Origin of the sequence: Cloacibacillus evryensis DSM 19522, from assembly GCF_000585335.1 — a bacterium.
In the GTDB taxonomy this organism is placed as follows: domain Bacteria; phylum Synergistota; class Synergistia; order Synergistales; family Synergistaceae; genus Cloacibacillus; species Cloacibacillus evryensis.
This window is the reverse complement of record NZ_KK073872.1, coordinates 1,522,199-1,535,083: the sequence shown is the minus strand read 5'-3', so window position 1 is coordinate 1,535,083 and position 12,885 is coordinate 1,522,199. Positions and strand designations below refer to the sequence as shown.

Annotated in this window: 12 protein-coding genes; 6 read left to right on the top strand and 6 right to left on the bottom strand. The window is 57.5% G+C overall.

The window, feature by feature from the left end; all coding sequences use genetic code 11:
* Window positions 1–131: 131 nt before the first annotated feature.
* Together hydE and CLOEV_RS06790 are read left to right on the top strand one after the other, a co-directional pair.
* Window positions 132–1,175, top strand: a complete 1,044-nt coding sequence (gene hydE, locus CLOEV_RS06795) for a [FeFe] hydrogenase H-cluster radical SAM maturase HydE (RefSeq protein ID WP_008711519.1) — start codon at window positions 132–134, stop codon at window positions 1,173–1,175.
* A 138-nt stretch (window positions 1,176–1,313) separates the two neighbouring features.
* Window positions 1,314–2,417 carry a beta-alanine-activating enzyme beta-propeller domain-containing protein gene (locus tag CLOEV_RS06790; RefSeq protein WP_051484936.1) on the top strand — a complete coding sequence of 368 codons (1,104 nt, stop codon included), beginning with the start codon at window positions 1,314–1,316 and terminating at the stop codon, window positions 2,415–2,417.
* A 169-nt stretch (window positions 2,418–2,586) separates the two neighbouring features.
* Here the strand turns inward: CLOEV_RS06790 and lysA are convergent, their stop codons facing one another.
* Window positions 2,587–3,810: a diaminopimelate decarboxylase gene (gene lysA, locus CLOEV_RS06785; RefSeq protein ID WP_034442685.1), complete on the bottom strand. Its 1,224-nt coding sequence runs from the start codon at window positions 3,808–3,810 to the stop codon at window positions 2,587–2,589.
* Between the two features lie 282 nt (window positions 3,811–4,092).
* On the opposite strand from lysA, the gene CLOEV_RS06780 reads away from it, so the two are divergent.
* Entirely contained in the window at window positions 4,093–4,620 is a 528-nt protein-coding gene (locus CLOEV_RS06780) for an FmdE family protein (protein WP_034442681.1), read from the top strand.
* Between the two features lie 116 nt (window positions 4,621–4,736).
* On the opposite strand, the gene CLOEV_RS06775 is transcribed toward CLOEV_RS06780, so the two are convergent.
* The 5 genes from CLOEV_RS06775 to CLOEV_RS06755 form a co-directional block, all read right to left on the bottom strand.
* Complete coding sequence (locus tag CLOEV_RS06775; RefSeq protein WP_008711507.1) at window positions 4,737–5,450, bottom strand: ABC transporter ATP-binding protein; 714 nt, start codon at window positions 5,448–5,450, stop codon at window positions 4,737–4,739.
* On the bottom strand, window positions 5,434–6,354 hold the full coding sequence (locus tag CLOEV_RS06770; protein ID WP_034442678.1) for an ABC transporter ATP-binding protein: 921 nt from the start codon (window positions 6,352–6,354) through the stop codon (window positions 5,434–5,436). The genes CLOEV_RS06775 and CLOEV_RS06770 overlap by 17 nt, the downstream gene beginning before the upstream one ends.
* The gene (locus tag CLOEV_RS06765; protein WP_008711503.1) at window positions 6,354–7,352 is read right to left on the bottom strand and encodes a branched-chain amino acid ABC transporter permease; all 999 of its coding nucleotides are present in this window, start codon (window positions 7,350–7,352) and stop codon (window positions 6,354–6,356) included. The genes CLOEV_RS06770 and CLOEV_RS06765 overlap by 1 nt, the downstream gene beginning before the upstream one ends.
* 5 nt (window positions 7,353–7,357) lie before the next feature.
* Window positions 7,358–8,218, bottom strand: coding sequence for a branched-chain amino acid ABC transporter permease (locus CLOEV_RS06760; protein WP_034442675.1), 861 nt, complete (start codon window positions 8,216–8,218; stop codon window positions 7,358–7,360).
* A gap of 73 nt (window positions 8,219–8,291) precedes the next feature.
* Window positions 8,292–9,557, bottom strand: coding sequence for an ABC transporter substrate-binding protein (locus tag CLOEV_RS06755; protein ID WP_008711499.1), 1,266 nt, complete (start codon window positions 9,555–9,557; stop codon window positions 8,292–8,294).
* Between the two features lie 210 nt (window positions 9,558–9,767).
* Between CLOEV_RS06755 and purS the strand changes: the two genes are divergently transcribed.
* The 3 genes from purS to purL are packed head-to-tail and all read left to right on the top strand — an operon-like array spanning window position 9,768 to window position 12,885.
* Complete coding sequence (purS, locus tag CLOEV_RS06750; RefSeq protein ID WP_008711496.1) at window positions 9,768–10,019, top strand: phosphoribosylformylglycinamidine synthase subunit PurS; 252 nt, start codon at window positions 9,768–9,770, stop codon at window positions 10,017–10,019.
* A gap of 2 nt (window positions 10,020–10,021) precedes the next feature.
* The gene (gene purQ, locus CLOEV_RS06745; protein WP_034442672.1) at window positions 10,022–10,735 is read left to right on the top strand and encodes a phosphoribosylformylglycinamidine synthase subunit PurQ; all 714 of its coding nucleotides are present in this window, start codon (window positions 10,022–10,024) and stop codon (window positions 10,733–10,735) included.
* On the top strand, window positions 10,735–12,885 hold the full coding sequence (purL, locus tag CLOEV_RS06740; RefSeq protein WP_034442670.1) for a phosphoribosylformylglycinamidine synthase subunit PurL: 2,151 nt from the start codon (window positions 10,735–10,737) through the stop codon (window positions 12,883–12,885). The genes purQ and purL overlap by 1 nt, the downstream gene beginning before the upstream one ends.

Below are 12,885 nucleotides of genomic sequence, written 5' to 3'. Positions count from 1 at the left end.
TTCTTTCCCCGAAAGACGGCCTTAATATTTAAATAGGTAATGCAGACAGATTATTTTAGCATATTTTTACCGCAAATAAGCTATAATTGCCGCGAGCATTTAGAATGTTTTTCAATACGGGAGTGAATACTATGAAAGCGGCAGAGATAATAGAATCCCTTTACCGGAATCACGACGCCTCGCGCGAGGAGCTGCGCTGGCTCATAGAGAACCGCAATGAGGATGTTTCCCAAAGGCTCTTCGAGCTGGCAAGCGCCGCCGCGCGCGCGCATTTCGGGAACAAGATATATGTACGCGGACTCATCGAAATGACAAATTATTGCCGGAACGATTGCTATTACTGCGGCATTCGCCGCGGCAACGCCGCGGCTCAGCGCTACCGCCTGACGAAGGAGGATATCATGCGCTGCTGTGAGTCGGGCTACGGCCTCGGCTTCCGCACCTTCGTGCTTCAGGGCGGAGAGGATATGTACTACACAGACGATATAATGGCGGACATCATCGGCGCCATTCGCTCCGCGTATCCGGACTGCGCGATAACGCTCTCTCTCGGCGAAAAAACGCGGGAGAGCTATCAGCGCCTTTATGACGCCGGAGCCGACCGCTACCTGCTGCGCCACGAGACGGCGACTCCCGAACACTACGCGAAGCTGCACCCGGCGGAACTTTCGCTCGCAAACAGGATCGAATGCCTGCGCAGCCTGAAGGAGATCGGATATCAGGTGGGCTGCGGCTCGATGGTCGGCTCTCCCTATCAGACGCTGGATAATGTCGTGGAGGACTTGCTGTTCATAAAGGGCTTCGCGCCGCAGATGGTGGGCATGGGGCCCTTCATCCCCCACCACGAAACTCCGTTTGCCGATAAGCGCGCGGGAACCGCCGAACTCACGCTCTTCCTTCTCGCCATCGTCCGTCTGATGAACCCCAAGGTGCTGCTGCCGGCGACTACGGCGCTCGGCACGATAGAGGACAACGGAAGGGAACTTGGCGTGCTCGCGGGCTGCAATGTCGTAATGCCGAATCTGTCTCCGCTCAACGTGCGCAGGAAGTACATGCTTTATGACAATAAAATAAGCACAGGCGACGAGGCCGCCGAAGCGCGGGCATCGCTTGAGAGAAGGATGCGCGCCATCGGCTACGAAGTGGTGACGGAGCGCGGCGACTACAGAGACTGAGGCCGGCGATTATACCACATCGCACCTTAAAAAAATCTGCCGTTACCATTAAAGATAACCGCAGGCGGCAGTGGGCAATTTTCCGGGGAAAAGTGTATAATCACGCCAAAATAAATGATTAATGGAGGTAGCATGATTATGAAAAGACGCATACAACTCATTATCGCCATAGCGGCGATAGCCTGCGCGGCGACGTCCGCCTGCGCGGAGAATTGGCCGCTCTTCAAAAACAACGGCCTTCGCAACGGCACGATGTCGACGGAGATGGCTTCGTCCGTACGTTTCGCGGGGCAGCGCGAGTGGACGACGCAGCTGTGGCAGAATATCGCCTCTTCGCCCGCCGTCTACAAGGAAAAAGTATATTTCGGTTCGAATGACGGCGTGGTCTACGCGCTCAACCTTTACACCGGAGAGCAGTTATGGAAGTTTTCCACCGACAATTGGGTCACATCTTCCCCCGCCGTAGTCAATGGCCGGCTCTATGTCGGCAGCTTTGACAGCAGGCTCTATTGCCTTAACGCCGATACGGGGGAGATGATATGGAAGTTCACCACCTCCAACAGCATACAGACCTCTCCCGCCGTCGCCGATGACGCGGTATACTTCGGCTCGAACGACGGAAATGTCTACGCGGTTTCGATCAAGACGGGCTGGCAGAAGTGGAAATACAAAACAGACGCCGCCGTCACCGGTTCGCCGGTGGTTGCTGACGGCGTGGTCTATATCGGGAACCGCAACGGAAAGATGTACGCGATCGACGCCTCTACGGGAAAGCTGAAATGGCGCGCCATCGTCGGCGGACCGATAACGGCGGGGCCCGCCGCAGCCGACGGTCTCCTCTATTTCACAAGCCAGGACGGAAAGATCTATTGTGCGCGCATCAAACATCAGGCTGTGATCTGGCGCTACGACGCGAAGGCGCAGATCGAGACCTCGCCGCTCGTACATAACGGCAAGGTGGTATTCGGCGACATCTCAGGAAACGTGACGGCCCTCAACGCACAGAACGGCTCGAAGGCATGGAGCTATAACACCGGCGGCTCCGTCTTTTCCTCGGCGGCGGCGTTTGGCGACAGGGTCTATGTCGGTTCAAACAGCGACAAACTCTACGCGCTTGATATAAACACGGGAAACCCGGCCTGGCAGCTTACCCTCGAGGGCGATATCATCGCCACTCCGGCGATCACGGGCGAACGCCTCATCGTACCGACGGCGGCCGGCAATGTCTGCTCGATAAAGTAAACGGGACGCCGGCATTCAAAAACCTAAAATCCCGCGGCAATGATAACGCCGCGGGATTTTTTATTTTTTAACCGTTCCAATAGAATTATAGGCCGATTACATGAAGGCATTGCGTGCTTCCTCGATGTGCGCCCGCACGACGGCCGGTATCCGCTAAGGCCATTTCAGCCTAAAAATTCTCGATCAGGCTTTCCAGGGTATCCGCGGCGCGGATGAGCTTTACTTCACCCTGTGCCGTCTTCAGCACCTCGGCGGGGCGCAGGCGGCAGTTATAGTTCGAGGCCATTGAGTAACCGTACGCGCCGGCGTTCTCGACCGCGATAATGTCATTTTCACGCGCGTCCCCCAGCAGCCGTTTCGCCGCCAGAATATCTCCGCTTTCACAGATATTGCCGACGATCGTTGCCGGCGAAGCTTTATCGTCCGCACCTTTTCGCGTTTCGTCGCTGTTTCTGAGCAGCTTGACCTCGTGGTATGAATCGTAGAGGACGGGGCGCATCAGCACGTTGAAGCCGATATCAGTCCCCACGTAGGCCTCTCCGTAATTTTCCTTTACGGCGTGAACCGTTCCAAGAAGAAGGCCGCACTCGGCCACAAGATAACGTCCGGGCTCGCATTTGAAGTGAACATACTTGTTGTCGTACCGTTCCATAAACGAATCAAGAACGGGGAAGAGCATCTCACGCAGCTTCCCGAAGTCCAGCCGCGATTCGTCCGGACGGTAGGGAACGCCGAAACCGCCGCCAAAATCGACAAAATCAAGGCCGGGGAAATTATCTAGCACCATTTCCAGCAAATTTTCCGCCGCTTCGACGTAGGGGGCGGGTTCAAGAAAGAGAGAACCGATATGCTGGTTGATACCGACAAGCTTCATATCATATTTCGAGAGCAGTTCCTTCGCCTGCGCGCAAAACCGCGGATCGATGCCGAACTTGGTCTTGTGCCCCGCGGTCACCACCTTTTCACAGTGGCCGGCGCCGATCCCTGGGTTGAAGCGGAGGGCGACGCGTCCGCCGCGGTTGATGCGTCCGAGACTCTCCAGCTGGGAGAGCGAGTCGGCGCTGACGAGTATCCCCCTGTCGATGCAGTAACGCAGTTCGTCGGCGGAGACGTTGTTCCCGATATAAAATATCTCGTCGCTGCTGAATCCGGCGTGCTCAAGGACAAATATCTCGCCATGAGACATCGCGTCGGCGCCTATCCCCTCTTCGCGGATTATGTTCAGCAGAGAGATATTGGAATTCGCCTTGATGGAAAAGCTTGGAGAGAGGCGTCCGTCAAAGGCGTCGATAAGCTCGCGGCACCTCTGCCTCAGGATATCCTCACTGTAGACATAGACCGGCGAACCGAATTCCCTGACTATTTCAAAAGCCTCTTCGTTTTTCAGGAACATCGCCGTAACCTTTACATACTTTCACAGGCACTTTTCAGCGCAGTCCAAGACATTTTTGCCGCTGGAGCCAACAGGCGCCCGCAACCCTTTTCGCGCCTGGACTCAGGGAACATGTCAGGCGTTACCATAATTTTGTATTTTCTCATTTTCCATACCTCCGCATAATTCCAATGAAAAAAGTTTAACCCCATATAAGTTGAATTGCAAATTATCTTTTTTATCTTTATTCGATATAATAACTCTAATGAAACAAGCTGCAATTTACGGAGGAGCAGATAATAAATGGATAAAGAAAGCCTCTACAAGAAGTGTGTTGATTTTCACGGCCACAGCTGCGGCGGCCTGCTTATAGGCTTCCGCGCGGCGCTCTGCGCTATGGAACAGTTTGGGATATCAGAGCCGTCACCGGACGAGGAGCTTGTCTGTATCGCAGAAAACGACGCCTGCGGCATCGACGCGATACAGGCCCTGCTGGGCTGCACCGCCGGAAAGGGCAACCTGATCCTGCGGCTGCGCGGCAAGCAGGCGTTCACATTTTTCGACCGCAGGAGCGGAAAATCGTTCAGGATAGTTTTAAATGAGCGGGAATTCTCTTCAAAAGAAGAAAAACTGGCATTTATGAACGAGGCCCCATCTTCTGATATCTTCAGCATAGGAGAGGTACGCTGCGCCGCGCCGCGCGAGGCGGCCATCTATATCTCCCGCCGGTGCGCGCGCTGCGGAGAGCGCACCGCCGAGCCGTGGCTCCGCGTTAAAGACGGAAAGTTCTTATGCCTCGACTGCTGCGAAGGGGCCGACCTCCGCGGCTGAGCGCCGTAAAATTACAAAAACGCAGCCGCAATATATGACGGGAGCCGCCTGATCGGAGCAGCTCCCGCCTTTATTCAAAACAGACAGTCAGGCCGCTTTGCGCCCAAGCGGCAAAATCATATGCCCATATATGCTTTGCGCACCTCGTCCGAATCAAGCAGCTCCTGTGCCGTACCCTCTTGTACGACGCGCCCGGTTTGCAAGACATAGCCGCGGTCGGCGATCTCCAGAGCCTCCTGGACCATCTGTTCGACAAGCAGGATCGTAACGCCGCGCCTCCTTATCTCCGTGACCGCCTCAAAGACCCTCTCCACAAGGCTGGGCTGCAGGCCCAGCGAAAGTTCGTCGAGCATTATCAGCTTCGGGCGGGACATCAGGCCGCGCGCGATGGCGCACATCTGCTGCTCGCCGCCGCTCATCGTCTCCGCCGTCTGATTGGAGCGGCTCTTCAATATCGGGAACAGTTCGTACATCTCCTCAAGGCGGTCCTTAACGCTGCCTTTATCGCCGCTGGAAAAAGCGCCCAGCTCCAGGTTCTCACGCACGGTGAGCTTCGAGAAGAGTCTGCGTCCCTCCGGGACATAGCTCAGTCCCAGTTTTATGCTCTTCGAGGCGGGCATCTTCGTGATATCGCTGCCGCCGAATGAAATCGAACCGGCGGTCGGGTGCATGAGCCCTGCTATCGTGCGCATCATCGTGGATTTTCCCGCGCCGTTGGCGCCAAGAATAGCCACGACCTCTCCCTCGTTCACATGCAGCGAGATGCCGTGGATGACGGGGACCTGATCATAGGCGCAGCGTATATCTTTTACCTCAAGCATCGCCGCCATTATTTTCCCTCCCTTGCGCAGTCCCCTGTTCGCGCTTTGCGCGAACATCAGAAATTTCCTCTGGGGGCAAGCATGCGGATGCGTCTGCCGCTTGCGCAGTCCCCTGTTCGCGCTCCGCGCGAACACCAGAAACTTCCTTCGGGGACAAGCATGCGGATGCGTCTGCCGCTTGCGCATTTAGTCTTTTGCTGAATTTTTCACCGAAATAGGCGGTAATGACCACCGGGTCTTTGACGATCTCCGCCGGAGCGCCCTCCGCGATTTTCTTGCCGCTCGCAAGGACGACGATCTTGTCGGCGATCGGCATTATCGCCTCCATGATGTGTTCGACCATAAGGATGGTGACGCCCTCTTCGCGAAGACGGACTATGACGTCCACCATCTCTCTGACCTCCGTGGAGGTGAGTCCCGCCACCGCCTCGTCAAGCAGCAGCAGCTCAGGTTCGGTGGCGAGGGCGCGCGCTACTTCGAGCCGTTTCTTATTGCCGATAGTCAAACCGCCCGCGAGGCGGCCTCCGTGTTCTTTGAGGAAACATAGATCCATGCAGCGTTCGGCGATATCTTTAGCCTTCGCGCTGTCTCCTGTACGCATGTAGGCCCCGACGAGGATATTCTCGAATACGGTCATCTCTTTGAGCGGGCGCACCACCTGGAAGGTGCGGGCGACGCCGCGGCGCGCCATTTTGTAAGCCGGCAGCTCCGTCACGTCCTCTCCTTTGAAGAACACCTTTCCCGCGGTGGGCGTGTAGAGGCCGGCCACACAGTTGAAGAGCGTCGTTTTGCCGGCGCCGTTGGGACCGATAAGGCCGACGATGGTCCCCTTCTCAACATCAAAGGAGACGTCGCTGTTCGCAAGCAGCGAGCCGAATTTCATGGTGATCTCTCTAACTTCAAGCAGGGCCATCAGAACTTTGCCTCCTCTCTCTTGCCGCCGGCGTGATTCTTCGTGAAATATGAGAGCAGCCCCATGATGCCGCGCGGCTCTTTTATCATAACGATGATGATTATGACGCCGAAGATGATCAGGTCGATGCCCGCGCCGAGGTGCGAGAGATAGGCCCGCGTGTACTCCTGCAAGGGTATGAGGACCAGGGCTCCGAGGAACGGCCCCCAGAAGGTGCCGATGCCGCCGAGTATCGTTATCAGGACAAATTTCATCGACATATCGAGCGACATTACCATCGGGGGATCGACGCGGTAGTTATACTGGGCGAAGAAGGCGCCGCAGAGGGCCGCCAGCGCCGCGGAGAGGGCCATCGCGCCGAGCTTGACGAAGGTACTGTTGACACCGAGGGATTCCGCCGTCTCCTGCCCTTCGCGCACGGCGAGCAGATAGTAGCCCATGCGGTTTTTCTCTATCCAGCGCACGATGCCGTAGACCAGGATGAATATTGCCAGCGCCCCGAGGTAATAACCTGTCTTTGTCTCAGACCAGGAGAAGTTTTTCCAGCCGTCCGGCAGTATCGGATAGTCCAGTCCGAGCGCGCCTCCGACCGCGTCCCAGATCATGAAGAGGCGGTTGAATATCTCAACGATGGCGAAGGTGGCGATGGCGAAGTAATGTCCTTTGAGCCGGAAGCAGGGATAGCTTATCAGGATGGATACCGCCGCCGCAGCCAACATTCCGAGCGGAGCGCCGTACCACGGCAGCGATCCGAATGTGACGACCGCGAGGCCGGCGCCGTAGGCTCCGATCCCGAAGAATACAGAGTGGCCGAAGGAGACCTGCCCGCCATAGCCGCTGATGATGTTCCAGGACTGCGCCATGGAGGCGTAGAGCAGGACCATCGTCGCCACGTGGCCGAAGAAGGAGGCCCCGCCGATGACGCCGGGAATGCAGGGCAGTATCAGCGCCGCCGCGATGAAACCATACCAGAGTTTGTCCCTTTTGTTCAGCCGCATCGCCGTCACCACCCGAAGAGGCCCTTGGGGCGCACAAGTATAACGATAAGATATATCGCAAAGACAGCGACATATTTCAGGACCGCCGCGACATAGAAACCGGTAAATGATTCGACCAGGCCGATGAGAAGCGCCGCGAAGAGCGCTCCCGGTATGCTGCCGAAGCCTCCGAGCGCGACGACGACGAAGGCGATGAGGCTGGACAGGCCGCCTACCTCAGGATGGACGGCGAGGTACGTGGTCATAAGTCCGCCGGCGATGCCGACGCAGGCCCCGCCGATGCCAAAGACGAGCAGATAGATCTTTTCCGTGTCGATGCCCATGAGCTCCGCCGCCTCTTTATCCATCGCCGTAGCCTGTATCGCCCAGCCGAGGCGGGTCCTCTTTACGAGCCAATAGACGGCGGCGAGCACCGCAAGGGCGAAGATGCCGGTCACAAGCTGGGGAACGGAGACGATGGCCCCGCCGACCTCGAATGTCTTCCCGTCAAGAATGGTGCCGGAGAGAAGGCGGAAGTTCGGCGAGAAGCGGTTCATGCAAAAATTTTTCAGGAGCATAGAGAGGCCGAAGGTGGCAAGCAGCGGAGCCATCGCCGCCTTGCCGAGACTTCTCTTGATGATCCATTTATAGGTGAGCCCTCCCAGAATAAACAGGAAAATGCCGGCCGCGGCCCAGGTAAATAACGGATCGACCCCGAGTATAAAGCCCATCCAGTAGCAGATGTACATCGCCACCATAAGGAACTCCCCGTGGGCAAAGTTTATAACGTCCATCACGCCCCATATCATGCTGAGGCCGGCGGCGACCAGGGCGTACAGCAGACCGCTGAGTATGCCGTCGATCAGGACCTGCAGAAAATTGCTCATGCAATGACCTCCTTGAAAAAAAGGCGAGGCATTATGACAAATGCCCCGCCGAGTGTTGATTTAGGGTCGCAGACTACCTTTTGTTCCAGGGAACCATCGGGACGACGGGTTCGGAATCTTTGTATTTAAGCGGGAATACCGTGTTGTACTTCTGCTCGTCGAGCTGCGTGATGACGGAAAGAGCCTTGACGTTCTGACCGTCCGGGCCGAACTTCACAGAGCCGCTCAGCGACATGACAGAAGGGAAATCCTCCGTCTGGATTATCTTGAGGACCTTTTCCGTGTCCGGGCCTCCGGCCTTCTCTATCGCCTGCGCGAGGACCATGAGCATGACCGCTTCCTGGATCGAGTCGCTGTCGAAAGGCTGGTTGCTTCTCGGCGTGTAATACTTGTCCTGGATCTTTATCGCTTCGGGCATGAATTTCTTCGCGAGCTCAGGAGAATAGCCCATGCCGCCCATGAAGTAGTTTCCGTCCGAACCGAGCTCCTTCTGCACCGCCGGGTTCTGATAGCCGGTGCAGTAGTTGAGGGAGATCTTCGGAAGCCAGTTGACCTGCTTCATCGTGCGCACCCACAGCGAATAGTCTCCGCCGAGCGCCGCGCCGAACACCGCGTCGGGGTTGGCCGACTTAAGCTTCTGGACTTCGCTGTTGAGGTTCGTCGCGCCGTTGTTGAAGGGGACGTCGGCTACGACCTTAAGGTCGATCTTCTTCGCGGCCTTGCGAGCCTCGTCTGCGGCGTGCTTGCCGAATTCCGTGTTTTCGTAAATAAGTCCGAGTGTCTTTATGCCGGCCTTCTTTTCCTTATTAAGGTATCCGATATAATCAACAAATTCGACCGATTCGATGGCGTCCGTCGGAGCGTGGCGGAAGAAATACTTATAGCCGCGCTCAGTGAGCGCAGCCGAGCTTGAACAGCCGCACATGAATATTTTTTTCGCGCGTTCCGCGACGGCGCTTGCCGGCTTGGTGGCGGCGCTGTTATAGCATCCGATTATCGCGAAGACCTTCTCCTGATTGTAAAGACGTTCGGCCTCCGATTTGGCGACGTCGGGTTTGCCCTGATGGTCCGCGGGAACGACCTTGATGACGTACTTGCCGCCGAGAAGTCCCTCGCCGGCCGCGAGAGGCGCCTTGATATCGGGATTCTTCTTATTGATGACATCCGCCGCCGCGAGGACGGAGTTCACGCAGTTCTGTCCGGATACGGCCGCGGGCCCCGTCAGCGGGAAGAGGGCGCCGATCCTGATCTCTTCGGCGGCAAAGGCCGCCGTCGACGCAAAGAGGGCGGTGCAAAGAACCAACATAACGACAACGGTGGTACGCTTACTTAGTTTCATGTTTACATCTACCTCCCTTTTTTTAGGGCAAAATATTTGTGCCCTGCTCAATATTATACTGTTTTTTGATATAGAGTCAATTTTTTGTTCCTATTTTTCTGAACTGACACATCATTGACATTTACTAACATGAGCGGTATATTCTTAGCATCACCGTGGACAATTCCACACAATTAAACCAAATAAACATCTCAAGGAGGATGTTATTCAATGATTTTCCATGCAGAGGCCGTAATCACCCCACGCGAGGGAGTTCTTGACACACAGGGCAAGGCTGTAGAGAAAACGCTGACTCATCTTGGCTACGAGGGCCTTGGCGAAGTGCGCGTCGGACGCATCGTAACGATGCGGCTCGAGGCGAAGGACGGCGACGCGGCGGCGGAAGCTGTGAAAAATATGTGTCAGGACCTTCTGGCCAACGACCTGATAGAGACTTATAAGATATCGGTCCGGGAAGCGTAACGATGAGAACCGCCGTTGTCGTTTTCCCCGGAAGCAACTGCGACCGCGACGTTCAGCGCGCGGTCGCCGAAACGTTAAAGACATCAGTGGAGATGGTCTGGCATGAGGAGCGCGGATTCGCCTCGGAGCCGGACCTTGTCATTCTCCCCGGAGGATTCTCCTATGGGGACTATCTGCGCTCCGGCGCGATGGCCGCGCGCTCGCCGATCATCGAAGCGGTGAGACGGCACGCGGAGGCCGGAAAGCTCCTGCTCGGCATATGCAACGGCTTCCAGGTGCTGACGGAGACGAAGCTCCTTCCCGGAGCGCTGCTGGCAAACACCAGCACCACTTTTATCTGCAAAAAATGCTGGATGCGCGTGGAGCGGACCGACAACCGCTTCACCTCCGGCTTCAAAAAAGGCGACATCGTCCAGTATCCGATCGCGCACCACGAGGGCCTCTATTTCCTGCCCCCGCGTGAACTTCAGGAGCTCGAAGAGGCCGGACAGGTCGTATTCCGCTACGCCGATCCGAAGACCGGTTCCGCCGGCGCCGAATATGCGCCCAACGGCGCGCTTAACGGCATCGCCGGCATCTGCAATAAGGGAGGAAACATCCTTGGGCTCATGCCGCACCCGGAGCGTTCGACGGTCGCGCACCTCAACGGCGGCACGGACGGAGGAGACTTCTGGCGTTCGATCGCACAAGATTTTGCAAAGAGGGAGGCACTCTAATGGGCTTTCGCGAAGTAGGACTCTCCGAGTCGGAATATAAGAGGATAATAGAACTGCTCGGCCGCGAACCTAACGAGCTCGAGCTCGAGCTCATCGGCGTTATGTGGTCGGAACACTGCAGTTATAAATCAACGCGCCCGCTGCTGCGCACCTTCCCCTCAAAAGGGAAATACGTCCTTCAGGGACAGGGGGAAAACGCGGGCGTCGTCGATATGGGCGAGGGCTGGGGCTTCGCCTTTAAGGTAGAGAGCCACAACCACCCCTCCGCGGTGGCTCCCTTTCAGGGGGCGGCTACGGGAGTCGGCGGCATCATCCGCGACATAATCGCGATGGGCGCGCGCCCCTCCGTTTCGATGGACGGACTCTTCTTCGGCGACGCCTCGCAGCGCAAGACGAAGAACCTCGCCAAAGGCATCGTCGAAGGCATAGGCGCCTACGGGAACGCTGTCGGCGTGCCGATCGTCGGCGGCAAGACATTTTACTCGCCCTGCTATAATGACAACCCGCTCGTCAACGCCTTCAGCGCCGGTTTCGTGCGGCTGGATAAGATGGCGAGCTCGCAGACGGCGAAGCCGGGAGATTACGCGGTGTTGCTCGGCTCCAAGACGGGACGCGACGGCATAGCCGGAGCCTCGTTCGCCTCTCGCGAACTTGACGAGGATTCAAAGGCCAGCAAACCGCAGATCCAGATCGGAGACCCCTTTGAGGAAAAGCTGCTCATCGAGTGCTGCATGGACCTGCTTGACAAGAAGCTCATCGCCTCGATGCAGGACATGGGCGCCGCCGGCATTCTCTCCTCTTCAAGCGAGATCGCCCACAAGAGCGGCTGCGGCATCGACATCCAGGTCGAGAAGATCCCCCTGCGCGAGGCGGACATGCTTCCCTGGGAGATATTCCTCTCCGAATCACAGGAGCGCATGCTGCTCATAGTCGAGGAAGAGAAGCTGGAACCGGTCTTCGCGATGGCGAAGCATTACGGCCTTGACTGCGCGATCGTCGGCGAGATGACGGACAGCAAGCGCTACCGCGTTTATAAAAACGGCGCGCTCGAGGCGGAGCTGCCGACCTCTATCCTCGGAGACACGCCTGAAATATTCTGGCCCGCCGAAGAACCTAAAGACTTACCAGCGCGTCAGGCTATCGAACTTTCAGCGCTCAAAAGCGCCGATCCGGCAAAAGACCTTCTTGAGATGCTCTCCTGCCCCAACGGCCGCCGCAAGAACGCGATCTGGGAGCAGTACGACTCTATGGTGCAGCTCCATACGATCGCCGGCCCCGGCGAACCGGCGGCGATCGTAGAAGTCCCCGATACGCGACGCGCCTGCGTCCTCACGATGGAGGCCGAACCCTATAAATGCTGGACAGATCCCTACACGGGAGCCTCCGAGGCGATGGCGCTCTCGCTGCGCGGCCTCTGGCTCACGGGGGCCGACGCCCTCGGCATGACGAACTGCCTCAACTTCGCCTCGCCTGAGATGCCCGAAAAATTTTACGAACTGAAAGAATGCCTGCGCGGGCTTGCCGACACCTGCCGCGCCCTTGACTGCCCGGTGGTATCCGGCAACGTCAGCCTCTACAACGAGACGGCGACAGACCGTATTTACCCGACGCCGCTCGTCGTTACGGCGGGACTCGTGACCGACCGCGACAAGACCATCCGCGCCGGACGCACAAAAGAGAGAGACTTCATCTATCTGGTAGGCGGCCCCGAGGGATCGCTCGGCGCGACGCGCTACCAGCAGGCTAAAGACGGCAGGCCGCTCGGCAAAACGGTAGACCCCGCCCCCGAAGCGGAAAAAGCATTCCGTGACGGCGCGATAAAGACCGCGCAGCGGCAGCTCGCCCGTTCCGGACGCGTCGTCGCCGGCGGCGGCCTGGCGGCGGCACTCGCGAACGAGGCGATCGCCTCCGGGGTCGGGATGAAGATAGAGCTCGCCCCGCGCGGCAACGTCGAGGCGCTCCTGTTCTCCGAGGGCGGCGCGCGCGCCGTCTACTCGGTATCACCGGAAAAGGCGGCCGCCTTCGAGGATGCCTGGAGCGGCTTCCCCTGCGTCAAAGCGGGAGAGGCCGGAGGAGACAGATTCGACTGGCAGGGCATCTTCTCTCTGCCCATTGAAGAGCTTGAAAAGGCCTTCACGGAGGAAAAATAA

Coding starts and splice junctions, on each gene's coding strand:
- hydE (WP_008711519.1), top strand. CDS start 132: ATGAAAGCGGCAGAGATAATAGAATCCCTTTACCGGAATCACGACGCC.
- CLOEV_RS06790 (WP_051484936.1), top strand. CDS start 1,314: ATGAAAAGACGCATACAACTCATTATCGCCATAGCGGCGATAGCCTGC.
- lysA (WP_034442685.1), bottom strand. CDS start 3,810: ATGTTCCTGAAAAACGAAGAGGCTTTTGAAATAGTCAGGGAATTCGGT.
- CLOEV_RS06780 (WP_034442681.1), top strand. CDS start 4,093: ATGGATAAAGAAAGCCTCTACAAGAAGTGTGTTGATTTTCACGGCCAC.
- CLOEV_RS06775 (WP_008711507.1), bottom strand. CDS start 5,450: ATGGCGGCGATGCTTGAGGTAAAAGATATACGCTGCGCCTATGATCAG.
- CLOEV_RS06770 (WP_034442678.1), bottom strand. CDS start 6,354: ATGGCCCTGCTTGAAGTTAGAGAGATCACCATGAAATTCGGCTCGCTG.
- CLOEV_RS06765 (WP_008711503.1), bottom strand. CDS start 7,352: ATGCGGCTGAACAAAAGGGACAAACTCTGGTATGGTTTCATCGCGGCG.
- CLOEV_RS06760 (WP_034442675.1), bottom strand. CDS start 8,218: ATGAGCAATTTTCTGCAGGTCCTGATCGACGGCATACTCAGCGGTCTG.
- CLOEV_RS06755 (WP_008711499.1), bottom strand. CDS start 9,557: ATGAAACTAAGTAAGCGTACCACCGTTGTCGTTATGTTGGTTCTTTGC.
- purS (WP_008711496.1), top strand. CDS start 9,768: ATGATTTTCCATGCAGAGGCCGTAATCACCCCACGCGAGGGAGTTCTT.
- purQ (WP_034442672.1), top strand. CDS start 10,022: ATGAGAACCGCCGTTGTCGTTTTCCCCGGAAGCAACTGCGACCGCGAC.
- purL (WP_034442670.1), top strand. CDS start 10,735: ATGGGCTTTCGCGAAGTAGGACTCTCCGAGTCGGAATATAAGAGGATA.